This is a genomic window from Streptomyces sp. P5F9 (genome assembly GCF_057961495.1).
The window spans coordinates 41599-66595 of record NZ_JBXVPZ010000008.1 but is presented as its reverse complement, the minus strand read 5'-3'; the positions used below and the strand labels follow the sequence as shown (position 1 = coordinate 66595).

Genomic DNA, 24997 nt, shown 5'->3' with positions numbered 1-24997 from the left:
GCCGGTGGGGTGCGCGGGGCTGTACCGGGCGGCGCAGCGCGGGACGCTGGTCGGCGGGGACTTCTTCGACGTGCGGGACGGGCCGTACGGCGTGCGGGCGGTCATGGGCGATGTGCAGGGACACGGGCTGTCGGCCGTCGCTACGGTGGCCTCGCTGCTGGGCGCGTTCCGGGAGGCGGTGCTCGATCTGCCGGACCTGGAGGCGGTCGCGGCGCGGCTGGACCGGCGGCTGGTGGTGGACTCGGCGCGATCGGCGCACGCGGAGTTGTTCGCCACGGCGGTACTGCTGGAGTTCACGGCGGACGCGGACGCGGTGCGGATCGTGGCATGCGGGCATCCCGCGCCCGTGCTGCTGCGCGCGGGCCGGGTCACGGAGATCGACGTCGAGGCGTGGACACCGCTCGGTCTCGGGCTGTCCGACGCCGCTCCGCTGAGCGGGATGACCGTCCAACTGCGGCCCGGGGACCGGCTGTTCCTCGCCTCCGACGGGGTGTGGGAGGCACGGGACACCGGCGGTTCCTTCTACCCCTTCGCCGAGCGGCTGGTCCAACTCTCCGACGACGACCCGGCCTTGATGGCGGAGCGGGTGTGGGCCGACCTGCTGCGGCACTCCCCGGAGATCCGGGACGATGTGACGATGCTCGTGCTCACGCCCCGGGCTCCGTACGGGAGTTGAGGCTCACGGCTGCCGCTCGTGGTCGCCCTCCGCGTCGATGTGCGGCAGGATCCGGTCCAGGAAACGGGGTGTCCACCAGGCGTGCCGGCCCAGCAGGGTCATGACCGCGGGCACCATCAGCAGCCGTACGACCGTGGCGTCGATCAGCACGCTGACGGCCAGGCCGAGGCCGAGCATCTTGACCACGATGTTGTCGCTGACGACGAAGGCCGCGAAGACGCTGACCATGATCAGCGCGGCGCAGGTGATGACGCGCGCGGTGATCTCCAGGGCGTGGGCGACGGACGCCTCGGCGTCGCCGGTGCGCAGCCAGGCCTCGTGGACGCGGGAGAGCAGGAAGATCTCGTAGTCCATGCTCAGGCCGAAGATGATCGCGAACATCATCATCGGGACGTAGCTCTCGATGGGGACCTTGCCGGAGACGCCCAGCGCGGGGCCGCCCCAGCCCCACTGGAAGACGGCGACGACGACGCCGTAGGAGGCGGCGATGGAGAGCACGTTGAGGACGGCGGCCTTGAGCGCGACGAGGAGGCCGCGGAACACGGCGAGGATGATCAGGAAGGCCAGTGCGACCACCACGCCGATGATCAGGGGCAGCCGGCTCGACACGATGTCGCGGAAGTCGACCTGGGCCGCGGTGGTGCCGGTGACGTAGCCCTTGGCGGTGGTGCCGGAGACCGCGTCCGGGAGGGCGTCGTGGACGAGGCGGTTGGTGAGGTCGGTGGTGTCGGCGCTCTGCGGGGACTGCTCGGAGTACACGGTGCCGACGAGGACGTCACCGTCCTTGGTGGTCGTCAGCGGGGTCACCTTGGCGGCGCCCCGCACCCCGTCGAGGGTCTTCTGGGCCTTGCTGGAGAGGTCCGAGCGCTGGGAGGACGGGACGCCCGTCTGGTCGATGACGATGGTGAGCGGGCCGTTGGAACCGGGGCCGAAGGCGTCGGTCATCAGGTCGAAGGCGCGGCGGTCGGTGAACGAGGTGGGGTCGGCGCCGTCGCCGATGTGGCCCAGTTGGAGGGAGAACACCGGGATCGCGAGGACGACGACGGCGGCGACACCCGCCGCGAGGAACGTCCACGGCCGGTGTTCCACGCGCTGCGCGTACCGGTGCCAGGTGCCCGTGGGTTCGGCGCCCGGCGCGGCGTCGGTCTCGGCGACCGGGCGGCGCACCCGGTAGCGGTCGATCCGCTTGCCGACGAGTCCGAGCAGGGCGGGCACGAGGGTGAGCGCGCCGATGACCGCCGATACGACCGTCACGGCGGCGGCGAGCCCGAGTTTGCCGATGAAGGGCACGCCGGACACGAAGAGTCCAGCGAGGGCGATGATCACGGTGCAGCCCGAGACGAGCACGGCCCGGCCGCTGGTCGCCGTGGCCTGTCCGGCGGCGCGCACGGGATCGGAGCCGTTCATGAGGTTCTGCCGGTGACGGGTGATCAGGAACAGGGCGTAGTCGATGCCGACGCCGATGCCGATCATCGTCGCGAGGGTCGGTGACACCGTCGCGAACGTGAACGCCGCCGCCAGCAGTCCGAGGCAGGCGAGTCCCCCGATGACGCTGATCAGCGCGGTCACCAGGGGCATCGCGGCGGCGATCACACTGCCGAAGCCGATCAGCAGGACGACGATCGCCACGGCGAACCCGATGAGTTCGCTGACCCGGTCGTCGGCGGCGGGCCGGGCGAGTTCGCCGAGCGGTCCGCCGTACTCGACCTGGGCGCCGACCGCGCGCAGCGGCTTCACGGAGGTGTCCACGCCGTGGAGGTAGCCGTCGCCGAGGGTCGACGGCTGCACGTCGAAGCGGATGATGATGTACGCGGTCTTCGCGTCGGAGGAGAGGGGGCCGACGTTCGGGCCGGACGACATCGGTGTCTGCGTTCCGGGCTGTGGCAGGGGGTTCTGCACCGACAGGACGTGCGGGAGTTTCTGGAGGTCGCCGACCGTCTCGGACATCTGCGAGTTCAGGGAGGTGAGCTGCTTGTCCTTGTCGTGCAGGACGATCTGGCTGCTGTAGCCCCCGGCCGCCGGATCGTGCTCCTTGAGGACCTGCAACCCGTGCTGGGACTGTACGCCGGACAGCGAGAAGTCGTCCGAATAGTCGCCCCCGAAGGACCTGTTGAGGACCTGGAGCGCGGCGAGTGCGACGAGCCAGGCGACGATGACGATCACGAAGTGCCGGGCGCACCACTCCCCCAGCCTCCGCAGCACCCCCTTGGCAGCCGTCCGGCCGTCCCCTGCGCTGGATTCCGTGGGCGCCATGGCCTCGGCCTTTTCCGCCGGGTGACACTTCCGACATCCCCATTAGACGCCCCTTGGATCACCCTGGCATCTCGGGCATATCGATGTTTGGGCAGGGGTCAGCCGACGTCCCAGAGGAACCGGTGCGTGTGGATGCCGAAGTACGGGAAGGACCGGACGCTCCGCACCCCTTCGATCGGCCGCACCACGTCGTTGACGAAGTCGAGCAGGTCCCGCGGCCCCGGGGTGACCACCTCGGCGAACAGGTCGAAGCCGCCGGAGGTGAGCACGGAGTACACCACCTCGTCGCGCAGGGCGAGTTGGTCCGCTACCACGCGCGGGTCGCCGTCCACATCGATGCCGAGCATGGCCATGGCCTGGCCGCCCATGGCCATCGGGTCGGTCACGCCGACGACCTGAACCGCCTTGGAATCCAACAGGCGTTGGAGCCGCTGGCGGGCGGCCGACGCGGACAGGCCGACCTTCGGTCCGAGGTCGGCGTACGCGATACGTCCGTCGGTCTGCAGCTCCCGCAGGATGGCCCGGTCGATGTCGTCCACGTTCTTGTCTCCAACTCCTCGTGTCAGTGCGCCAGTTCGGCGAGCGCGTCGGCGAAGACCCGGGTGTGGGTGTCCACGTCCTGCTCGGTGGTGTCGGGGCACATCAGCGCCATGCTGTGGAACGGGGTGAGCAGGATGCCCCGGTTGGCGAGGTAGAGGTGGAGGAAGTCCTCCAACTCCGGGTCACCGGCGCCCTCGGACTCGGTGCCGGTGCGCGGGGCCGGGGAGGCGAAGCGGTACTCGCTGCGGGCGCCGAGGCGGCTCACCGTCCAGGGCAGCGCGTGGGCGTCGATGCCCTGCTGCACACCGGCCGCGAAGCGTTCGGACAGCTTGGCCATGTGGGCGAACGCCTCGTCGGTCAGGACGTGTTCGAGCGTGGCGCGCATCGCCGCGACGGAGAGCGCGTTGCCCGCGAGGGTGCCGCCGACGCCGCCCATGTCGACCAGGTCCAGGTCGGCGCGGCCGAGCAACCGGTCGGCGAGTTCGGCGGAGAGGCCGTAGGCACCGGCCGGGATGCCGCCGCCGATCGCCTTGCCGATGGTGAGCAGATCGGGTTCGAGGTCCCAGGCGGCGGTGCAGCCGCCCGGTCCCGCGGAGAACGTGTGGGTCTCGTCGTTGATGAGCAACGTGCCGTGTTTCCTGGTCAGTTCGCGTACGGCGGCCAGGTAGCCGGGCTCGGGCAGCACGATGCCGATGTTGGTGAGCGCGGGTTCCATGAGGACGGCGGCGACGTCACCGTGTGCCAACTCCCGTTCCAGCTGGGCCGGATCGTTGAACTCGGCGACGCGGCTGGTGAGCGTGACGTCGCAGGGGGCGCCGACGTTGCCGGGGCGGGCGGTGCCGTGGCCGTCCGGTCCTACGACAATGAGCGACTCGTCGACGCTGCCGTGGTAGCTGTAGCTGTTCACCAGGATCTTGGGGCGGTCGGTGACGGCGCGGGCGAGCCGGATCGCCCAGCGGTTGGCGTCCGTGGCGGTCAGCGCGAAGCTCCAGCGGGCGAGCCCGAAGCGGCGGGTGAGTTCGGCGCCGACCCACTCGGCGTCCTCCGTGGGCAGCATCGCCGTAGCGCCGCCCTGTTCGGCGAACCGCCGTTGCACCGCCTCCGCGACGACGGCGGGCGAGTGGCCGGCCATCGCTCCGGTGTCGCCGAGGCTGAAGTCGATGTACTCGTGACCGTCGATGTCGGTGACGCGGGCGCCCCGGGCGGTGTCGAGGTAGCGGGGGAAGGCTCCGGCGGTCTTGTTCATCCAGGTCATCGGCACCCGCCCGAAGAGATGCTCGGCCCGCGCGTAGGCGGCCTTCGAGCGTGGGTTGAGCCGCTCGGCGTCGGCGCTCTCGCGGGCGAGGAGGTCCTTCAGGCGGGTGCGGTCCATGGGGTACCTCGGTGACGTCGGCGACGGAATGTCCGAACCATATGACCGAAAGAGGTGAGCAGACAAGGTACGGCTGCTGAATCGATTGTCGCCACGATCGATTCATGCGCACGCTTCGGCCCGGAGAACGGCCTGGATGCGGTCGCGGTCGAGGTGATCGCGAAGCGCGTGGACGTCACGCCGCGCACCTTCGGCGGACGCGGCACCGGCAAGGAAAACGCGGCCCCCGCATTCGTCCGGGACGACGGCGACCGCGTCAACGCCCCGCCGCGGACCCAGCCGGCCGCCGAACCACCCCGCTCGCGTACGAGCGGCTGCACGCCGGGAAGATCAACGGGCGCGCGGTGATCCTGCCGAACGGCCGACGTCCGCCGGGAAGTGCAGCAAGTCACGCCCGATCGCCGGGAGTTCCGGCACGCCCGTCAGGCGCATCGTCTCGGCGAGTTCCGCCGTCAGGTCCCCGATCAGGCGGATCACGCCCGCCGCGCCGGCCAGGGACAGCGCCCACAGGACGGGGCGGCCGACGAACACCGCGCGGGCCCCGAGGGCGAGCGCGGCGAAGATGTGGGTGCCTCGGCGCAGGCCGCCGTCCACGTACACCTCGGCGCCCGTTCCGGCGACGGCGTCGACGACCTCCGGCAGCGCCCAGGCGGTCGGGATCAGCGCGTCGAGCTGGCGTCCGCCATGGTTGGAGACGATCAGTCCGGCGGCGCCCGCTTCGGCGAAGGCTCGGGCGTCATCGCCGCGCAGGACGCCCTTGACGACGACCGGGAGCCCGGTGAGGTCACGCAGCCGGCCGATGACGTCCGGCGTGAGGTCGGGGGCGTGTTCGGCGGCCTCCCGGCCGGGGGTGCCGGTGACGTTGCCGTACAGGTCCTCCGGGCCCACGAAGTCGGCGACATGTGCGCCGGGTCTGCCGTGCGAGCCGATGACGGGGGTGTCGGCGGTCAGTACGACCGCCCGGGCGCCGGCCGCCACGGCTCGCCGGAGTGTCTCCTCGGTCAGGGACCGGTCGCGGGCCACGTACACCTGCACCCACCAGGGCGCGCCCGAGGGTTCGAGGGCCGAGAACGGGACCGCCGTGTTCGAGGTCACCGCGAGCAGCGAACCGGCACCGGCCGCGCCGAGCGCGGTGGCCGCCTCGCCGTCGGGATGGGCACGGCGCTGCAAGGTGCTCGGGGCGATGAGGACCGGCGTGTCGACTGCCGTGCCCAGTACGGTCGTTGAGGTGTCACACCGGGACACGTCCCGCAGGATGTGCGGTCGCAGGCGGAATCCGTCCCAGGCGGGGGCGGCTTCGGCAACGCTGAGGCCCTGGCCCGCGCCTCTGCGGAAGTACGCGTGGATCTCCGGCGGAAGGACACCGGCCGCCTGTTCCTCGATGCCGTCCAGCCAGCGCGCCACGCCTGTCACACCGCTCCCCTTTCGTGCGTGATGCACCGACCTTGGCGACTCAACTCTCTTTCCCCACAGGCTATTTCAGACACTTGCCACAGAAGCGAACAGAGGCCGGTCAGTTTCGAAGGGAACTCCCGTTACACCGTGCGAGAGCGGTCGATGACGGTGTGTACTGTGCTCCGGGCACCCCGCCTGAGGGGCCCGGACTAAACCTCAAGGGCCCCAACTCGGCCCTGCCCGACTTCGCTTGGACTCGATTCGATGACCGAATTACCGGACCTGGCCGCCGGTGCGCTCGCCGCCGGCACACTGTCCGCGCTGGCGCTCGGTGCCGGGCTGCTGCGGTCGCGGCGTCAACGTGCCGTGCAGCGTGCGGAGATCACCGAGCTGCGGGACCGACTGGACGGCGTTCAGGCGGCGTTGGCGGCCGAGGTCGAGCATCTCGCGGTGCAGCGGATTCCGGCCGCCGCCCGGCACCTCACGCACCCGCGGGTCGCCGTTCCGGGGCCCGGGCAGCCGCAGTTCATCGGCTCGCCCCTCGGGATCGCCCTCGAAAGCGTGCTGAGCGCGGTGCGTTCGGAGCTCGCCGCGCAGCGCACCCGCATCGACGCCGCCGCGCAGGCCGGGATGCGCGGGGCCACCCGTGAGATCCAGGCCGCGCTGTACCGCTTGCAGGACGCCCTGCGTTCGCTCCAACAGCGGTACGACGACCCCGAGTTGGCGCAGACCCTGTTCACGCTGGACCACGAGAACGAGCAGTCGCTGCGCCGGGCGCAGGTCGCGGCCGTCGTGTGCGGTGCGTGGGTCGGGCTCGCGCGTGAGGAGTCGCACCTCGTCGAGGCGGTCACCGGCGGGCAGGCCCGGCTCGCCGGATACCACCGGGTGCGGGTGCACAACCATCTCGAAGCAGGTACCGCGCTCGTCTCGCACGCCGTCGAACCGGTCGCGATCATCGTCGCCGAGCTCCTCGACAACGCGCTGCGGCACTCCGCGCCGGACACCGAGGTCGTGGTCAACCTGGAGCACGTGCACCACGGCGCCTGCGTCACCGTCGACGACGCGGGTCTCGGCATGACCCAGGACGAACGCGACCACGCCGGGCGGATGGTGGCCGGTACCGACCCGATCCTGCTCACCGACCTGGGCGACCCGCCGCGCATGGGGTTCGCCGCGATCGGCCGCCTGACCCGGCAGTTCGACCTGAGCGTCGACGTGTCCTCGCCCTCCCCGTACGGCGGCGTCCGCGCGGTCCTGCGGATCGACAGCCATCTCCTCAGCCGTATCGACCCCGAGCGGCAGCCACCCGCGGCCGGGACACACCGATCCGAGCGCCGCCCGGAGCAGGCCGCCGCCGCACTCGGCGCCCTCCAGTCCGGCACCGCCGCCGCGCGCGCCGCGATCGACGACGCGGAGACCGCCGTGGCGGAGCGGGCCGCGGCACCCGAAGCAGTGACAGCGCACGAGACACATCGGACCGACTACGAAGGGGGAGCGGCTAGATGACCAGCCGCGATGGGGGCGACACGGCGTGGGCGCTCGATCCGATCCTGGAGGTGCCGCACGTGGTGGCGGCGGTGCTGTTGACCCGGGACGGGCTGGTGCGCGGGTACACCGACGCGCTGTCCCAGGCCTCGGGCGAGCGGGTCGCCGCGATCACCAGCACCGTGCAGGGGGCGTGCCGTACCGCCGCGGCGGCCTTCGCCGACCGGGAACGGGCCGAGATACGACAGGTGGTCATCGAGTCGGACCACGGCTATGTGCTCATCGTCCCCACGGATCACGGGACGTGTGTGGCGGCCTACGGCGACACCGAGGTGCGGCTGGATCTGCTCGCGCACCGGGTGCACTCGCAGGTGGCGCGGCTGGGCGAGAAGGCGATGGCCGCCGCTCCGCGGGGAGTTGACGGCGGCGCGTCGGCATGACGGGCCGCCGCGGCGGCCGTCCTCTCGTTCCCGCGTATCTGTCGACCGGCGGTGTGGCCCGGCCCAGCCGCCCGCATCTGGAACGGCTGACGGTGCTCAGCGGCAGCGGCGAGCCCGCCCCGGCCAACCTGCCCGCGGCTCAACTCGCCCTGCTGGACGCCCTGTACGGCGGTTCGCTGACCGTGCTGGAGGCGGCGGCCCTGCTGGAGCTGCCCGTGTCCGCGGTGCGGGTCCTGGCCGCCGGTCTTCTCGACCGGAGCCTGGTGCTCGCCCGTGCCCCGATCCCGTCCGCCGAACGCTTCGACCCCGACCTGCTGAAGAGAGTCGCAGATGGCCTACGCGCCCTCAAGCACCACTAGCGGCAGCACGACCAGCGGCATCCATCTGCCGGACACAGCCCGCGAGTTGGTCAAGATCCTGATCGCGGGTCCCTTCGGGGTGGGCAAGACGACGCTCATCGACTCCGTGTCGGAGATCCGGCCGCTGCACACCGAGGAGCGGCTCAGCGAGGCGTCCGTCCCCGTGGACGATCTCGACGGGGTGCGGGAGAAGTCGACGACGACCGTCGCGATCGACTTCGGGCGGATCAGCCTGCCGGGCGGGATCGTGCTGTATCTGTTCGGCACGCCCGGGCAGGAGCGGTTCCGGGCGCTGTGGGAGGACATCGCGTACGGCGCGCTCGGGGCGCTCGTCCTGGTCGACAGCCGGCGCGTCGACGCCTCGTTCGACGTGCTCGGCCTGGTGGAGGAGAGCGGGCTGCCGTACGCCGTCGCCCTCAACACCTTCCCGGACGCGCCCCGGCACCACACCGACCAACAGCTGCGCGCCGCTCTCGACTTGGAGCCCGGCACACCGCTGGTGACCTGTGACGCGCGGAACGCGGACTCGTCCCTCGACGCGCTGCTCGCCCTGGTCCAGCATCTGATCGACCGCGACCCCCCGGAGCACCGGTGACCACTTCGTCCCCCGCCCGTCCCGTCCGGCTCTGGGAGGACGGCTTCGCGCTGGATCCCTACGGCTACTACGCCGCCCTGCGCGCGCAGGGGCCGGTCGGCCGGGCCGAACTCGCCCCGGGCGTACCGGCGTTCGTCGTCACCGAGCGGCGGGCCGCGCTGGAGCTGCTGCGCGACACCGACACGTTCTCGCACGATCCCCGGCCGTGGGAGACGACGGTCGCCGAGGACTCGCCGGTCCTCGGGATGATGCGCTGGCGGCCCAACTCCCTGTTCGCGGACGGCACCGCGCACGTCCGCTACCGTGCCTCGCTGATCGACACCTTCGAGCGCGTCGAGCCGCACGACCTGCGCGCCCGGGTGCACCGGGCGGTGCATCTGCTGGTGAGCCGGATCGGGCCACGCGGACAGGCCGATCTGGTGGGCGAGTTCGCGCGGCCGTTGATGGCGCTGGTGTTCAACAGCCTGTTCGGGCTGCCCGACAGCCAGAGCGAGCGGCTGGACCGGGCGCTGGGCAAGATGATGGAGGGCGGCGCCCAAGCGGCCGAGGGCGAGGCCGAGTTCGGCGGCTATGTCCTCGAACTCATCGCCGCCAAGGCAAAGGCGCGCGGCGACGACCTCCCGAGCTGGCTGCTCGACCATCCGGCCGGGCTCACCCCGGAGGAGGTCACCTGGCAGGTGTTCCTCACCCTGGGCGCCGGCCACGAGCCGACCGCGAACCTGGTGTCCAACGCCCTGTCCCGCATCCTCGGCACCTCGGTCTACTACTCCACGCTGACCAGTGGCGCCCGGCCGGTCATGGACGCCGTGGTGGAGGTCCTGCACCACGAGACCCCACTCGCCAACTACGGCATCCACTACGCCCGTTCACCCGTGACGTTCCACGGTGCGTGGATCCGGCCCGCCATTCCGGTCGTCGTCTCGTACGGCGCGCTCGCGCACTTCGCCGAGCAGGAGGTCGTCACCGGCCGGCATCCCAAGGACGCCTCGCACCTGTCGTGGTCGGCGGGCCCGCACGCCTGCCCGGTCAAGCAGCACACGCTGCTCATCGCGACGGAGGCCATCGAGCGGCTCACCCTGTGGCTGCCGGACCTCGAACCCGTCGTACCGCGCGCGGAGTTGACCTGGCGTCCCGGCCCCTTCCACCGCTCGCTCACGTCGCTGCCCGTGCGGTTCAGCCCCCGCTCCCCCGACCAGCCAGGAGACCTGTCGTGACCGTGTCCGACCGCATCGCCCTCGACCCGTTCGGCGCCGACATGGCCGCAGAGAGCGCCAAGTTGCGTGCCCTCGGCCCGATCGTGCCCGTCGAACTGCCCGGCGGCATCCCCGCCTGGGCGCCCACCGGCTACGACACCCTGAAGGAACTGATCCTCGACCCGCAGGTCAGCAAGGATCCCCGGCTGCACTGGAACCTGTGGTCCGAGATCGGCGAACACCCTTCCTGGGGCTGGGTGTTGGGCTGGGTCGGTGTCATCAACATGCTTTCCACCTACGGCACCGACCACGCCCGCCTGCGCAAACTCGTCGCGCCCAGCTTCACCCACCGGCGTACCGAGGCGATGCGCGCCCGGGTGGAGGCGATCACCACGGAACTGCTCGACGCGGTGGCGGCCGACGAGGCCGACGTGGTCGACATCAGGGCGGCGCTCGCGCATCCCCTGCCGATGCGGATCATCTGCGAACTGTTCGGTGTCCCCGACGAGTTGGTGGACGACACGGGTCGGCTGATCGCGGCCATCATGGACACCTCCGACCCCTCTCCGGAGCACGCGGCGTCCGTGCAGCGGCAGATCGGCACGGTGCTGCCCGCCCTGATCGCCCACCGCAGCGAGCACCCCGGCGACGACCTCACCACCGAACTGATCCGGGTGCGCGACGAGGACGGCGACCGGCTCAGCGACGAGGAGCTGCTGTACACCCTGCTGCTGGTGATCGGCGCGGGCTTCGAGACGACGGTCAACCTCATAGGCAACGCGATCGTCGCGCTGCTCAAGCGCCCCGAGCAGCTGGCGGAGGTGCGCGCCGGGACGATCGGCTGGGACGCGGTCGTCGACGAAACCCTGCGCGTCCACCCGTCCATCGCCTCGCTGCCGCTGCGGTTCGCGGTGAGTGACCTCACCGTCGGCGAGGTCACCGTCCCGGCCGGGGACGCCATCATCACGACCTTCGCGGCCGCCGGGCTCGACCCCGCGCACTACGGCCCCGACGCGGACGTCTTCGACGCGGCCCGCGGTGCCGACGACCACCTGTCGTTCGGCATCGGCGTGCACCGCTGCATCGGCGCGCCGCTCGCCCGCGTGGAGGCCCTGACCGCGCTGCCCGCGTTCTTCGACCGCTTCCCGGACGCCCGGCTCGCCGTAGCGGCGGACGAGCTGCGCCAGGTGCCGTCCTTCATCGCCTTCGGCTGGCGGGAAGTGCCGGTACGGCTGCACGGCTGAGCCACGCGAAAGCGTGGAACCGCCCCGCCGCGGCCACGGGGGTGGGCCGCGGGCGGAGCCGGTCCTGCCCGGGTTCGGGGGAGAGACCCGGGCGCTCTCGTCGGCTTCCCCTGATTCCCCGGGGTACACATCCGCCGGACCGGTCGGCCGCAGCGGGCCCGCGCGGCGACCCGTGCGGGCACGGCATAAGCTCGGCGGGTGGCCAAGTACTTCGACGTGCATCCGGACAATCCGCAGCCCCGCACCATCTCCCAGGTCGCGGACAGTGTGCGCTCGGGTGCGCTGATCGCGTACCCGACCGACTCCTGCTACGCACTGGGCTGCCAGCTGGGCAACCGTGACGGCATGGAGCGGATCAAGACGATCCGGCATCTGAACGACCGGCACCACTTCACGCTGGTGTGCCAGAACTTCGCCCAGCTGGGCCAGTTCGTGCACATCGACAACGACGTGTTCCGCGCCATCAAGGCGTCCACGCCCGGGAGTTACACGTTCATCCTGCCGGCGACGAAGGAGGTGCCGCGCCAGTTGCTGCACGCGAAGAAGAAGACTGTGGGCGTGCGCATCCCCGACCACGTCGTCACCCAGGCGCTGCTGGCCGAGCTGGGCGAGCCGCTGCTGTCCAGCACCCTGCTCCTGCCCGACGAGGAGGAGCCGATGACCCAGGGCTGGGAGATCAAGGACCGGCTCGACCACGTGGTGGACGCGGTGGTCGACTCCGGGGACTGCGGTACGGAACCGACGACCGTCATCGACTTCTCGAACGGCGAGGCCGAGATCGTCCGCAAGGGCGCGGGGGACGTCTCCCGCTTCGAGTGACCCCGGTTCGGCTTCGGCCGACCCCGGCGGAGGGGCCGTAGGCGGGCGTGCCACGATGATCGGAACACGCCGTGCCGGGCCGGCAGGCGGTCCGGCGCCGATCCGCACGGAGGCACCCCCGCCATGACCGCTGTACAGGGCACAGCCGTGGACATCCCGACCGAGGACGGCGTCGCCGACGCCTATCTGGCGCATCCCGGCGACGAGCTTCCCCGTCCGGCCGTGCTGCTCTACCAGGACGCCTTCGGGCTGCGCCCGCACCTGAAGTCGATGGCCGGCCGGCTGGCCGAGGCCGGTTACACGGTCCTGGTGCCGAACGTGTTCTACCGGCAGGGTCGCGCGCCTGTGGTCGAGCTGCCCGAGTTCATCGATCACGACGGGCGTCCCGAGATCTTCGAGAAGGTCGGCCCGCTGATCATGGGGTTCGCCTGGAATCCCGAACTGATCGAGCGGGATTCCGGCGCCTATCTGCGCTGGCTGGCCGAGTCCCCGCTGGTCGCCGACGGGCCGGTAGCGATCACCGGGTACTGCATGGGCGCCCGCCTCGCGCTGTACACCGCCGGTGCCCACCCGGACCGGGTCGCGGCCGCGGCCGGCTTCCACGGCGGGCGGCTGGCCACCGACGACCCGGGCAGCCCGCACCTGGCCGCCGAACACATCACCACCGAGCTGTACTTCGGCCACGCCGACCAGGACCCCTCGCTGCCCGAGGACCAGATCAAGCGGTTCGAGGACGCGCTCACCGCGGCCGGTGTCCGGCACCGCTGCGAGGTCTACCCGGGTGCGCGGCACGGCTACACGCAGGCCGACACCTCGGCGTACGACGCGGAGGCCGACGAGCGGCACTGGGTCGCGCTGCTCGACCTGCTGGACCGTACGTTCTGATCGGCGGACCGCTTTCACTGATTCAACCCAGGTGCCCACGGCGCGAGTTGCCGAGGGCACCTTTCGTTCAACTCATTGACATGCCCGCGCCTCGGCGCGACGCTGAGAGCGCTCTCACGCAGGTACGGACCAATTGTTCGTACACCCCCCACACGGAGGTGAGTAGTGCTCGCCAGACTCATGCGTCGACTGGGTGCCGCGACCGCGGTGGCCACGATGATCGCGCTGGCCACACCGGTGACGGCGGACGCCACGGTGCCCGCCACGATCCCGCTGAAGATCACCAACAACTCGGGCCGCGGCGACGCGGTCTACATCTACGACCTGGGCACCAACCTGGCCACCGGCCAGCAGGGCTGGGCCGACGCCAGCGGCACGTTCCACGCCTGGCCGGCCGGGGGCAACCCGCCCACCCCGGCGCCGGACGCGTCGATCGCGGGCCCGGCGGCCGGGCAGTCCACGACCATCCGGATCCCCAAGTTCTCCGGCCGCATCTACTTCTCGTACGGCCAGAAGCTGGTGTTCAAACTGACGACCGGCGGTCTGGTGCAGCCGGCCGTGCAGAATCCGACGGACCCGAACCGCAACATCCTCTTCAACTGGTCCGAGTACACGCTGAACGACTCCGGGCTGTGGATCAACAGCACCCAGGTGGACATGTTCTCCGTGCCGTACGCGGTCGGGGTTCAGCGGTCCGACGGGAGCACGGCCTCCACCGGGCATCTCAAGTCGGGTGGATACACCGGGTTCTTCAACGCGCTGCGCGGGCAGCCGGGCGGCTGGGCCAACCTGATCCAGACCCGGTCCGACGGCACGGTTCTGCGAGCGCTCTCACCGACGTACGGGATCGAGACGGGCGCTCTGCCGAGCACCGTCATGGACGACTACATCAACCGTGTCTGGTCGAAGTACTCGTCGTCGACGCTGACCGTGACGCCGTTCGCCGACCAGCCGAACACGAAGTACTACGGCCGGGTGTCGGGCAACGTCATGAACTTCACCAACAGCTCCGGGGCGGTCGTCACGACCTTCCAGAAGCCGGACGCGGCCAGCATCTTCGGCTGCTCCAAGTACCTCGACGCCCCCAACGACCTGGTGCGCGGCCCGATTTCACGCACGCTGTGCGCGGGCTTCAACCGCTCCACGCTCCTGGTCAACCCCAACCAGCCGGACACCACCACGGCGAACTTCTACCTGGACACGGTGACCAACCACTACGCCCGCAAGATCCACGCGCAGATGGCCGACGGCAAGGCGTACGCGTTCGCGTTCGACGACGTCGGCGCCCAGGAGTCCCTGGTGAACGACGGGAACCCGCAGCAGGCCTATCTGACGCTGGACCCGCTGAGCTGAGAGAACCGGACACCCCGCACGCCTGGGGGCGCGTGCGGGGTGCCGGACTCACGGATCGGTCAGCTGGTCGTGACGGCGGTGTCGTCGATGACGAAGCTGGTCTGGAGCGAGGAGTCCTCGACTCCGCTGAACTTCAGGGCGACCGTGGTGCCCGCGAAGGCCGACAGGCTGAAGGACTTCGCGACGTACCCGCTGGCCGCGTTGAGGTTGGAGTAGGTGGCCAGGGTGGTCGATCCGGCGGTGACCGTCAGCTTGTCGTACGCGGTGCTGGTGGTGGTCTCCGCCGTGTCGATGTGGATGTAGAAGGTGAACGTCGTACCGGTGCAGCCGCTCGGGACCGTCACCGACTGGGACAGCGTGTCGGTGTGGGTCGAGCCGTAGCCGTCGAGCCAGGCCTTGTACGAACCGGTGCGGGCGGCCTCGCCGGTGTCGGTGGTGATGACACCGCTGGTCGCGGTCCAGGTGGTGGCGCCCGACTCGAAGCCCGCGTTGCCCAGAAGCTGGGTCGAGGTGCAACTGCCGCCCCCGCCGCTGGAACTCACGGTCCAGGTGAAGGACGCGGTGCCGGTCGCCCCGGTGCTGTCGGTGACGGTCACGGTGGAGCTGTAGGTGCCCGCGGTCGTCGGGGTGCCGGTGATGGCGCCCGTGGAGCTGCTGATCGACAGGCCGGTCGGCAGTCCGGTCGCGGCGTACGTCAGGGTGCCGCTGTTGGTGCTGCTGGCCGAGACCTGCAGGCTCACCGCCGTGCCGACGGTCGAGGACTGGCTGCCCGGGTTGGTGACCGTGACACCGCTGGTGGGCACGGTGATGTGGCTGCCGACGTTGATGCCGGCGAAGGCGTTGCCGACTCCCGCGTACTGCGCGGACGTCGTGCCGTACAGAGCCCCGGCGGCGCTGAGCGCGGCGGTGCGCGCGGAGGCGTAGTTGGTGCTGGACGTCATGTACGTCGTCAGCGCCTTGTACCAGATCTGCAGGGCCGCGGCCCGGCCGATACCGGCGACGGCGACACCGTCGGAGGTGGTGCTGGTGTAGGTGGTGCCGTTGATGACCTTGGTGCCGCTGCCCTCGGAGAGCAGGTAGAACATGTGGTTCGCCGGGCCCGAGGAGTAGTGGACGTCCAGGTTGCCGACGCCGGAGTACCAACTGTCCGCGGAGCCGCCGTCCTTGCTCGGCTTGTCCATGTAACGCAGCGGCGTGCCGTCGCCGTTGATGTCGATCTTCTCGCCGATGAGGTAGTCGCCGACGTCGTTGCTGTTGTTGGCGTAGAACTCCACGCCGGTGCCGAAGATGTCGGAGGTCGCCTCGTTCAACCCGCCTGATTCACCGGTGTAGTTGAGCCCGGCGGTGTTGGAGGTGACGCCGTGGCTCATCTCGTGGCCGGCCACGTCCAGCGAGGTCAGCGCGTGGGTGCTGCTGGTGCCGTCGCCGTACGTCATGCAGAAGCAGCTGTCGTCCCAGAAGGCGTTGACGTACGCCGTGCTGTAGTGGACGCGCGAGTAGGCGGCGACGCCGTCGTTCTTGATGCCGCTGCGGCCGAACGTGTTCTTGTAGAAGTCCCAGGTCGTCTGGGCGCCGTAGGCGGCGTCCGCGCCGGCGGTCTGGGTGTTGGAGCCGGCGCCCGTGCCCCACACGTCGTCGGCGTCCGTCATCAGCGTGCCGGTGCCCGACGTGCCGTTGTTGAGGCTGTACGTCTTGTGGCCGCCGCGCGTGGTGTCGTACAGCTGGTACGTCGAACCCGACAGCGTGGTGCTCAGCGAGACCGAGCCGCTGTACTGGGTGTTGCCGGTGCCCGTCTGGATGCCCTCGAAGCGGGAGAGTTCCTTGCCGGTGGTGGCGTCGGTGATGACGTGCAGCTGGCTGGGGGTGCCGTCGTCCTGGAACCCGCCGACGACCGTCTCCCAGGCGAGCTTCGGGGTGCCGGTGCCGGCCCAGATGACCTTGCGGGCGCTGTCGGTGCTCGGCGCCTTGGCGTCGAGGGCCTTCGCGGTCGTCAGGGCCCTGGTCTCGGCGGTCGACTTGGCCACGGACGCGGTGGTCGAGGGGACCGTGAGGGTGTGCTTGTTGTTGAAGGTGGCGCTCACGGTGCCGGTCGCCTCTGCGGCGGGCGGGGTGTGCACGACGAGGTCACCGCCGAGGACGGGGAGACCGGCGTAGGTGCGCTCGTAGCGGGTGTGGACGGTGCCGTCGTTGTCCTTGACGACGTCCTTGACGACCAGCTTCTCCTTGGCGCCGAGGCCGAGGGTGCGGGCCGTCTTCGTGCTGCTCTGCGTGGCGCTCTTCACCAGGGCGGAGCGCTGGGCCGGGGTGAGCTTCGCCTCCAGGCTGCCGGTGAGCAGCGGACTCGGGTGGGGGGAGGCGGGCTTCGCGGTCGCGGGCACCGACTGGATGCCTACGGCCAGGAAGGCGGCGGTGGAGACCAGGGCTCCGACTGCCATCCGCTTGCGGGGAATGCGTCTCACTCGTACTCCTCCTGCGACGGCCGCGGGCGCGGCCGGTGACAGACCGGACAGCCGGGTCTGCTGTCCGGGAAGAGCTGAGCTGTGCGGGACCTACCGAACCTTGACCGATCCATGGAGGATCCGTGGGGATGGTGCGTGGAGGATGGCAGCATTGACCCGTCCATGTCACGCAGGTCAGGGGCACTCAAGGGTTTTCCCTCTGTCAGGGATTTCGCTACAAGTTCCGAAATTATTCGTGACGGCTGAGCCACGCCGGCGAAACAGACCCTTCCTAACGTCGCAGTCAGCCACAGAGGTCCCATCAGCCGTATGACGGCCGTCGGACCGATAACGCTGCTTTCCCCGAAAATCACGGACCTCCGGATATCCCGGAGATCCGGCCATCCCTTCACTGTCCTCAGCGCCCCATGAGACAGGAGCCCCCGAGTGTCCGATCCCTCCCGCCGCGGCGTCCTCAGACTGTCCGCCGGTACCGCTCTGCTCGGCACCCTCGCCCTCACGGGCTGTGGGCGCGGCGACACCGCGACCGCCACCGCGAAGGCCACGGCCAAGCCGATCGACGACAAGCCGGCCACCGGCACCGTCAACGTCTGGGCCGCCCAGGGCGACGCCGATGTCCTCGACAAGGTGATCAAGCCCTTCAAGGCCGCGAACCCCGACGTCACCGTGAAGTTCACGCTGATACCGAACTCCGAGTACTACACGAAGCTCCAGGCGGCGATCGCGGCGGGCAAGGGCCCCGATGTGGCCCAGTTCTTCCCCGAGTCGCAGGCCCAGTTCCTCGACCCGTCGATCCTGCGGCCGGTGCCGGACGGGCTCGTCGACTCCGGCGCCTTCTTCAAGAGCCTGTGGGACGCGGGTCTGGTCAAGGACGTGGCCTACACGGTGCCTTGGTACGCCTACACGTACGCCCTCGTCTACCGCGCCGACCTCGCCAAGAAGGCGGGCGTCACGGCACCGACCACGTGGGCCGACATGGTGCCGTTCTTCAAGGCATTGAAGGGCGCCGGAGCCGTGCACGGCCTCGCGGCGGACGTCGGCTGGGACATCTTCAACGGCCAGGACGTCGCGATGTACGCCTGGCAGGCGGGCGGCAACCTCCTTTCGTCCAGCGGCAGTTGGACCCTCGACACTCCGGCGATGGTCGACGCGCTCAAGTACAACGCGTCGTTCTTCACCTCGGGTTCGGCCGACACCGCGACGCCCACCTTCCTCGACGCGCAGCCGTACTTCGTGTCCGGCAGGACCGCCACGATGATCACCGGTCCATGGGTGCTCGGACAGCTCGACACCGCCGCGAAGAAGACCGGCTGGACGGCGGCGAATGTCGCCACGGCACCGCTGCCGGCCGGTGCCTCGGGCAGCGTCTCCTTCTCCGCCGGGGGGACTTGGGGCGTCCTCGCGGACAGCGGGAACACGGACGCGTCGTGGAAGTTCGTCCGGTACGTCTCGAAGCCGAGCACGCAGGTCGCGCAGTACGCGGCGTACGGCTCACTGCCCGCGGTGATCTCGGCCTGGGACGCTCCGGCCGTCAAGAAGCAGCCGCTTCTGGACGCCTTCCTCACCCAGCTGAAGAACACCAAGGCCTTTCCGCAGGTGGGCACTTGGCAGCAGGTCGCCACCCGGCTGGGCAAGGAGATGGAGACCGTGGCGAAGGGCACGCAGACCGCGGAGAAGGCGGCCGCGAGCGTCCAGGCGTACGCCAAGAGCCTCGGCACAGGCGCGGAGTGAGCCGCGGATGACCACCACGCTCGTCCCGGGAACGCGGCGCCGGGCACGCAACTCCCGTCGTACGGCGGTCGCTTGGCTGTTCCTCGCGCCGTTCGCCGTCGTGTTCCTGCTCTACACCGCGATCCCCACGGTGGCCGCGCTCGGCTTCAGCCTGACCGACCTGCGCGGCTCGGACCTGCGGCATCCCCTCGCCGTCGACTTCACCGGCCTGGACAACTACCTGCGCCTGTTCCAGGATCCGACCTTCCTGCGGGACATCCTGAACACCGGCGTCTTCGTGGCCGTCGGGGTCCCGCTCACGATGGCGATCGGCTTCGCGCTGGCCGTCGCGCTGAACTCCGGGATCCGGCGGCTGCGCGGGGTGTTCCGTACGGTCTTCTTCGCGCCGGTCGTCACCAACGTCGTCGCGGTCGCCCTGATCTGGCAGTACGCCTTCAACGCGGGCGGCACCGTCAACAAGGCGCTGGGCTACGTCGGTCTCGCCGGGCCGAACTGGCTGGACGATCCGCACCTCGCGATGCCTGTGGTGATCCTGCTCGGGGTCTGGCGGAACTTCGGCACCGCGATGGTGCTGTTCCTCGCCGGGCTGCAGGCCGTACCGGAGGACGTGTACGAGGCCGCCGCGCTCGACGGGGCGGGCCGCTGGCGGCAGTTGAGGCACATCACCCTGCCGCTGCTGCTCCCGACCACCCTCATGGTGTCGGTACTGCTGACCGTCTTCTACCTCCAGGTCTTCGACGAGCCCTATCTCCTCACGGACGGCGGCCCGTTGGGGTCCACCGAGTCCGTGTCGCTGTACACCTACCACCAGTTCGGCTCCGGCCAGCTGGGCACGTCCTCGGCCGCGTCCTTCGTGATGCTGCTGCTCGTGCTGCTGGTGAGTGTCGTCCAGTTCCGACTGCTGAGGCCCCGCACATGACCGCCGTAGCCGCGTCGTTGAACGACGCCGACGCCGACCTGATCGCCACCGCCGCCGAGGACCCAATCGCCGTACGCACACGGTCCGTTGGACGCCCCCTGCTGTACGGCGCGTTGGTCCTGTGCGCGCTGCTCACGCTGCTGCCCTTCTTCTGGGTGGTCAGCGGTTCCCTGCGCGGTCTCGACGAGATCCGTTCCGACCCGGGCGCGTGGCTGCCGCAGCACGTCACGCTCGACAACTTCGTGCGGCTGTTCCGGACCGAGGGCTTCGGACGCTTCCTCACCAACAGTGTCCTGGTCGCCCTCATGGTGGTGATCGGCAACATCGTGGCCGCGTCGGCGGCCGGATACGCCCTGGCCAAGCTGGAGTTCGCGGGCAAACGTCTCGCGTTCGGCGGGGTGATGGCGGCGATGATGGTGCCGTTCACGACGGTGTTCGTCACCCAGTTCGTGATCACCGTCGACATGGGCCTCGCCGACACCCTGACCGGGATCGCGCTGCCGGGCGTGGCGCTCCCGCTCTCGGTGTTCATCATGCGGCAGTACGCGCAGTCCGTCCCCGACGAGCTGCTGGAGGCGGCACGTATCGACGGCGCGGGCGAGTTCCGGATCTTCTTCCGGATCTTCCTGCCGCTGGCCGGTCCGGCGGTCGCGACGATCACGATCATGTCGTTCCTGAACTCGTGGAACAACTTCATCTGGCCACTCATCGTCGCCCAGAGCACGGCGAGTTACACCCTCCCGGTCGGCCTCGCCGCCACCAGCCAGGCGGCCCAGCACGTCACCGACTACGGCCTGGTCCTCGCCGGCGCGATCGTCGTGATGCTGCCGGTCCTCGTGCTCTTCCTGTTCCTGCAGCGGTACTTCGTGCAGGGGATCGCCGGATCGGGGATGCGGTGACACAGGTGACCGAGACCTGTGGGTTGGCGTCCGTCGCACGGGGCAGGTCCGAGGAGGCGGAAGGGTGTTGATGTCGGGGATGAACCAGAGCGCCGTGCGGCGCGTCAACACCTCGGTCGTCCTGCGCGCGCTCGCGGTGTCCGCGGGGCCCACGACACTGACCGCGCTCGCCGAACGGGCCGGGCTGTCCCGCCGTACCATCGAGCTGATCCTGGACTCGCTCGTCGAGGCGGGCTGGGTGGCCGAGTTGGAGCGGATACCCGTCAGCGGCTCCGCCGGGCGACCGGCCCGGCGGTACGAACTGCGCGCCGAGCACGCCCTGTTGGCGGCCGTCTACATCAACACCGCTGACGCCTCGGCCGTGATCGCCGACGTACGCGGCCGTATCGTCGGCCGGGCACACCGCCCGCTGCGCGCCTACCAGGACCCTCAGGCCACGCTCGACGACGCGGCTGCCCTGGTGCGGGAGGCGCTCGACGACGCGGGTGGCTCGCTGGAACGGCTGCGCGCGGGTGCGGTGGCGGCCGGTGGCGCCATCGACGACGAAGGTGTCGTACGACGCCTGGTGCACACCACGCGCTGGGAGGGCGTGCATCTGCCCAAGGAGCTCGAACAACGCGTCCGGATGCCCTGGTTCGCGGACAACGACTCCAACCTCGGTGCGCTGGCGGAGCGTTGGCGGGGTGTGGCCGGTGACCACGACAACGTGGTGTGGGCGATCCTCGGCAACCGGACCGGTCTCGGCATCCTGATCCGAGGGGCCGTGCACCGGGGTCTGGACGGCGCGGCGGGTGAGATCGTCGAGGCGCGGTCGATCCCGACCGGCACGATCGCCGACCGCCCGGTGGCCTTGCTGAGTTCACCGGAGGCGGCCCAGCGGAAAGTGGCTCGGGAACGCTTCGACCAGGCCCGTGCCGGAGACGCGGAAGCGCTCGCCGAGGTCGACGAGTTCGTCGAGAACATCACCTCCATCCTCACCACTCTGTCGTGGACGGTCGCGCCCTCGCTCATCGTGCTCGGCGGCGGTCTGGAGGACGCGGCCGATGTGCTGCTCCCCCGGGTCCGCGAGGCGATGCGCGCCGCCCGTACCCCCGCGATCGAACTGCGCGCCACCGGACTGGGCCGCGACGCCGCGCTGATCGGCGCCGTGAAGCTGGCGCTCGACAGCATGGACACCGAGTTGTTCGGCCCGCTCGTCCTCAGTCCCTAACTCCCCCCACGGCAAACGACTTTGGAGTCTCCCTGTGACCGACACCCCGCACACCGACGTCCTCATCGTGGGCAGCGGCATCATGGGTTCCGTGGTGGCCCGGCTGCTGCGGGAGAGCGATCCAGGGCTGGGCATCACGATGGTCGACGGCGGCAGCGCGATCGGCGAGGCGCCGGGACTGCATCTGCACGACGTGGCCGACCCGGCCGTCTGGTCGCGGTACAACGAGCGGGTCGACTCCGGCATCCAGGGCATGTACACCGGCGCCGAGGTGGTGCGCGAGGTCGCGGACAGCCTCGCCGGCCTGCCGCCCGGCATGTTCCACGCGCTGGCCTTCGGCGAGGACGCCGAGGCGATGCCCGCGACCGCGTTCGCGTGGAACGCGGGCGGCATGGGCGTCCACTGGACCGCCGCGACCCCGTGGCCGGCCGGACCCGAGGTCTTCGACTTCGGCGACCCGGCCGGCTGGGCGGCCGACCTGGACACCGCGCGCCGCCTGCTCGCCGTCTCCCCGTCCCCCATCGGCCCGACCGAGGTCGGCCGGACCGTCCTCGACGTCCTGCGCCGCCGCTACGACGACACCGCACCCGACGACCGGCGCCCGCAGCCGATGCCGATGGCCGTCACGGCGACGGACTCGGGCTCCATGCCGCGCACGGCGCCGGGGACGATCTTCCCGGCGATCGCGGCGGGCGGTGACCCGGCGTTCACCCTGCTGACGGGGACCCTTGCGACCCGGCTGCTCGTCTCGGACGGCCGTGCCACCGGCGCCCGACTGCGGCGCGTCGCCGACGGCACGGAGTCCGAACTCCGCGCGGACACGGTGATCGTGTGCGCCGACGCGCTGCGCACCCCGCAACTGCTGTTCGCCTCGGGCATCCGCCCCGAGGCGCTGGGCCGCCACCTCAACGAGCACGCGTTCATCACCGCCCAAGTGCTCCTGGATCTCGACCGGTTCGGCATCGCCCTGGACGATCTGCCGCTCCCCCGCCCGGGCGAGTTCAGCACGGACTCGCTGTGGCTGCCGCAGAACGGGGCGGCACAGCCGTTCCACGGTCAGATCATGAACCGGACGTACGTCGACGAGCACGGCCGCGCCCTCGCACACGCCGTGGGTCTGTCGCTGCTCGTCCCGGTCGAGTCCCGCCCCGAACACCGGCTGGTCTTCTCGGAGTCGGAGACGGACCTCGCCGGACTGCCGCGCATCGGCGTCGAGTTCGCCTACACGGACACCGACCGCGCGCTGATCGACCGGGGACTCGCCGAAGTCCGGTCACTGGCCGAGGAGTTCGGCCCCTTCGACCCCGCGACCGAACTCGCCCTGCTCCCGCCCGGCTCGTCCCTGCACCTGACCGGTACCGTCCGCTCGGGCACCGCCGACGACGGGACCAGCGTGTGCGACCCGGACGGCCGGGTGTGGGGATTGGACAACCTGTACATCGCCGGTACCGGCGTGATCCCCACGCCGATGGCCGCCAACGTGACGCTGACCGGCGCGGTGACAGCCGTACGAACCGCACGTGCCGTCACCACCCGCACCGCTCCGCTCGCCGCGCGCTGAGCGGAAGCCCGAACGTGAAGGAAGCCCGAACGTGATCGACATCGTGAAGGAATACCGCGTGGCGCTGCCGGCGTGGATCGACGACGAGTTGGCCGACGTGCCCGCCGTCGTCCCCGGACGCGAGGACCGGATGCGCCTCGTGCACCAGCTCGCGGACCGCAACTGGCGTGAGGGCAACGGCGGTCCGTTCGCGGCCCTCGTCGCCGAGCGTGACACCGGCCGCATCGTCTCCGTGGGCGTGAACGTCGTTCTCGCCTCCGGAGTCTCCAGCGCACACGCCGAGGTCATGGCCCTCGGCCTGGCCCAAGTGGCCACCGGCGGCTGGGACTTGGGCGCCTCCGGCCTCCCGACGCACGAGCTGGTCGTCAACTGGCGCCCCTGCGTCCAGTGTTACGGCGCCGCCCTGTGGTCCGGGGTGCGCGGTCTGGTGGTCGCGGGCGAGGGTCCGGAGCTGGAGGAGATCACCACGTTCGACGAGGGCCCGCTCGGCACGGACTGGGCCGAGCAGTTCGAGGCGCGGGGCATCGAGGTCGTAGGAGATGTGCTCCGGGACGAGGCGCTGGCCGTGTTCCGGAACTACCGCAAGGCCGTCGACGAGGCGGACGGTGTCGTCGTCTACAACGCGCGCGGAGGTGCCGAGTGACCCCGCGTTTCGCGACCGATGTCGTCACCTTCTACCACCCGGACTTCTGGGGTCTCCCGTCCGCCGACGCCGTTCGCGCGTGGGCGCTGGCTCATCCCGACCGCTTCTGGGCGCGGGTGATGGACGCGCTGGACGAGGCCGGCGTCACGGGCCTCGAACTCACCTTCGCGCCGGGCGACATCGAGTCTGCGCTGCGGGCCTTCGGCAGCGCGCAGGGCTTCCGCCGCGAGCTGGTGTCCCGCGGCCTGGCCGTCGTGAGCGCGTTCGTCGCCGGGGAGGACAGCCCCGACTGGCGGGACGCCGACAACCTCCCCGCCATCGTCGCCGACGCCGAACGGCGTGCGGCCTTCCTCGTCGACGTGGGGGCCGAACTCCTCGTCGCGGGGCTCCCCATGCGCACGACGTTCGGGACGCGGCCGCCCCTCTTCGTCGACGCCCCGTACATGACGCGCATGGCCGACATCGCGCACGCGGTGGGCGAGGCCGTCTCCCGGCAGGGTGTGCGGCTCGCCTTCCACACGGAGTCCAACAGCACGCTCTGGTACGAGCGTGACATCGACCTCTTCATGGCCTTCACCGATCCGCGCTACGTCTGGCTGTGCCCCGACTCGTGCCACATCGCGCTCGGCGGAGGTGATCCGGTGGCCGTGGCACGCCGTCACGCGCGGCGCGTCGCCCTGGCGCACTGGAAGGACGCGGTCCGGCCGATCGACGTGGAACTCACCATCGACGAGACGGTCTTCGCCCAACAGCAGCCCTACATGGCCGAGTTGGGCTCGGGCATCGTCGACTGGAAGTGCTGGGCCGACGTGATGTCCCGGACGCCCGGCGCGGACACGGTGCTCATCGAACTGGACGAGGCGGCCGATCCGGTCGCCGCGTTGCTGGCGGGGAGGGCGGTGGCGTCGTCGGTGCTGCCGTGACCGGTGGCACAACTGCCGTGGCCGAAGGGTCACTTGCTACGAT

23 protein-coding genes are annotated in these 24997 nt (G+C 70.6%); 18 read left to right on the top strand and 5 right to left on the bottom strand.

What is annotated here, in order from left to right; translation table 11 throughout:
- Positions 1-676, top strand: a 676-nt coding sequence (locus AC31A1_RS03045) for a PP2C family protein-serine/threonine phosphatase (protein WP_489651681.1), incomplete at its 5' end; no start/stop codon positions are given.
- Positions 677-679: 3 nt separating this feature from the next.
- Here the strand turns inward: AC31A1_RS03045 and AC31A1_RS03040 are convergent.
- The 3 genes from AC31A1_RS03040 to AC31A1_RS03030 all read right to left on the bottom strand — a co-directional run bounded on the left by AC31A1_RS03040 (position 680) and on the right by AC31A1_RS03030 (position 4841).
- The gene (locus AC31A1_RS03040; RefSeq protein WP_489651680.1) at positions 680-2929 is read right to left on the bottom strand and encodes an MMPL family transporter; all 2250 of its coding nucleotides are present in this window, start codon (positions 2927-2929) and stop codon (positions 680-682) included.
- A gap of 98 nt (positions 2930-3027) precedes the next feature.
- Positions 3028-3468, bottom strand: coding sequence for an Lrp/AsnC family transcriptional regulator (locus AC31A1_RS03035; RefSeq protein WP_489651679.1), 441 nt, complete (start codon positions 3466-3468; stop codon positions 3028-3030).
- Positions 3469-3491: 23 nt separating this feature from the next.
- Positions 3492-4841: a transaminase gene (locus tag AC31A1_RS03030; RefSeq protein ID WP_489651678.1), complete on the bottom strand. Its 1350-nt coding sequence runs from the start codon at positions 4839-4841 to the stop codon at positions 3492-3494.
- Between the two features lie 54 nt (positions 4842-4895).
- Between AC31A1_RS03030 and AC31A1_RS03025 the strand changes: the two genes are divergently transcribed.
- Positions 4896-5189: a hypothetical protein gene (locus tag AC31A1_RS03025; RefSeq protein WP_489651677.1), complete on the top strand. Its 294-nt coding sequence runs from the start codon at positions 4896-4898 to the stop codon at positions 5187-5189.
- Here AC31A1_RS03025 and AC31A1_RS03020 read toward each other — a convergent pair.
- Positions 5172-6254 (bottom strand): alpha-hydroxy acid oxidase, encoded by a 1083-nt coding sequence (locus AC31A1_RS03020; RefSeq protein ID WP_489651676.1) that lies wholly within the window; start codon positions 6252-6254, stop codon positions 5172-5174. The genes AC31A1_RS03025 and AC31A1_RS03020 overlap by 18 nt on opposite strands.
- 246 nt (positions 6255-6500) lie before the next feature.
- Between AC31A1_RS03020 and AC31A1_RS03015 the strand changes: the two genes are divergently transcribed.
- From AC31A1_RS03015 to AC31A1_RS02975, 9 genes are all read left to right on the top strand, one after another.
- Positions 6501-7742 carry an ATP-binding protein gene (locus tag AC31A1_RS03015; protein ID WP_489651675.1) on the top strand — a complete coding sequence of 414 codons (1242 nt, stop codon included), beginning with the start codon at positions 6501-6503 and terminating at the stop codon, positions 7740-7742.
- Positions 7739-8161 (top strand): roadblock/LC7 domain-containing protein, encoded by a 423-nt coding sequence (locus AC31A1_RS03010; protein ID WP_489651674.1) that lies wholly within the window; start codon positions 7739-7741, stop codon positions 8159-8161. The genes AC31A1_RS03015 and AC31A1_RS03010 overlap by 4 nt, the downstream gene beginning before the upstream one ends.
- Entirely contained in the window at positions 8158-8520 is a 363-nt protein-coding gene (locus AC31A1_RS03005) for a DUF742 domain-containing protein (protein WP_489651673.1), read from the top strand. Before AC31A1_RS03010 ends, AC31A1_RS03005 begins: the two co-directional genes overlap by 4 nt.
- Positions 8492-9115, top strand: a complete 624-nt coding sequence (locus AC31A1_RS03000; protein ID WP_489651672.1) for a GTP-binding protein — start codon at positions 8492-8494, stop codon at positions 9113-9115. Before AC31A1_RS03005 ends, AC31A1_RS03000 begins: the two co-directional genes overlap by 29 nt.
- Positions 9112-10329, top strand: a complete 1218-nt coding sequence (locus tag AC31A1_RS02995) for a cytochrome P450 family protein (protein ID WP_489651671.1) — start codon at positions 9112-9114, stop codon at positions 10327-10329. The genes AC31A1_RS03000 and AC31A1_RS02995 overlap by 4 nt, the downstream gene beginning before the upstream one ends.
- Positions 10326-11552, top strand: a complete 1227-nt coding sequence (locus AC31A1_RS02990) for a cytochrome P450 family protein (protein ID WP_489651670.1) — start codon at positions 10326-10328, stop codon at positions 11550-11552. The genes AC31A1_RS02995 and AC31A1_RS02990 overlap by 4 nt, the downstream gene beginning before the upstream one ends.
- A gap of 198 nt (positions 11553-11750) precedes the next feature.
- Positions 11751-12371 carry an L-threonylcarbamoyladenylate synthase gene (locus AC31A1_RS02985; protein WP_398994509.1) on the top strand — a complete coding sequence of 207 codons (621 nt, stop codon included), beginning with the start codon at positions 11751-11753 and terminating at the stop codon, positions 12369-12371.
- A gap of 123 nt (positions 12372-12494) precedes the next feature.
- Entirely contained in the window at positions 12495-13256 is a 762-nt protein-coding gene (locus tag AC31A1_RS02980) for a dienelactone hydrolase family protein (protein ID WP_489651669.1), read from the top strand.
- Positions 13257-13421: 165 nt separating this feature from the next.
- A complete protein-coding gene (locus AC31A1_RS02975; RefSeq protein WP_489651668.1) occupies positions 13422-14609 on the top strand; it encodes a glycoside hydrolase family 64 protein in 1188 nt (395 codons plus the stop codon).
- Between the two features lie 59 nt (positions 14610-14668).
- Here AC31A1_RS02975 and AC31A1_RS02970 read toward each other — a convergent pair whose 3' ends face one another.
- Positions 14669-17068 carry a M4 family metallopeptidase gene (locus tag AC31A1_RS02970; RefSeq protein ID WP_489651667.1) on the bottom strand — a complete coding sequence of 800 codons (2400 nt, stop codon included), beginning with the start codon at positions 17066-17068 and terminating at the stop codon, positions 14669-14671.
- 426 nt (positions 17069-17494) lie between these two features.
- Here AC31A1_RS02970 and AC31A1_RS02965 point away from each other — a divergent pair, with 426 nt between their 5' ends.
- From AC31A1_RS02965 to AC31A1_RS02935, 7 genes are all read left to right on the top strand, one after another.
- Positions 17495-18799 (top strand): extracellular solute-binding protein, encoded by a 1305-nt coding sequence (locus tag AC31A1_RS02965; RefSeq protein WP_489651666.1) that lies wholly within the window; start codon positions 17495-17497, stop codon positions 18797-18799.
- A 7-nt stretch (positions 18800-18806) separates the two neighbouring features.
- Positions 18807-19718, top strand: coding sequence for a carbohydrate ABC transporter permease (locus AC31A1_RS02960; protein WP_489651665.1), 912 nt, complete (start codon positions 18807-18809; stop codon positions 19716-19718).
- Entirely contained in the window at positions 19715-20617 is a 903-nt protein-coding gene (locus AC31A1_RS02955; RefSeq protein ID WP_489651664.1) for a carbohydrate ABC transporter permease, read from the top strand. The genes AC31A1_RS02960 and AC31A1_RS02955 overlap by 4 nt, the downstream gene beginning before the upstream one ends.
- 79 nt (positions 20618-20696) lie before the next feature.
- The gene (locus tag AC31A1_RS02950) at positions 20697-21827 is read left to right on the top strand and encodes an ROK family transcriptional regulator (protein ID WP_489651663.1); all 1131 of its coding nucleotides are present in this window, start codon (positions 20697-20699) and stop codon (positions 21825-21827) included.
- Positions 21828-21861: 34 nt separating this feature from the next.
- Positions 21862-23388 (top strand): GMC oxidoreductase, encoded by a 1527-nt coding sequence (locus AC31A1_RS02945; protein ID WP_489651662.1) that lies wholly within the window; start codon positions 21862-21864, stop codon positions 23386-23388.
- 31 nt (positions 23389-23419) lie between these two features.
- A complete protein-coding gene (locus AC31A1_RS02940) occupies positions 23420-24031 on the top strand; it encodes a nucleoside deaminase (RefSeq protein WP_489651661.1) in 612 nt (203 codons plus the stop codon).
- Positions 24028-24954, top strand: coding sequence for a sugar phosphate isomerase/epimerase family protein (locus AC31A1_RS02935; RefSeq protein WP_489651660.1), 927 nt, complete (start codon positions 24028-24030; stop codon positions 24952-24954). Before AC31A1_RS02940 ends, AC31A1_RS02935 begins: the two co-directional genes overlap by 4 nt.
- Positions 24955-24997 lie beyond the last annotated feature (43 nt).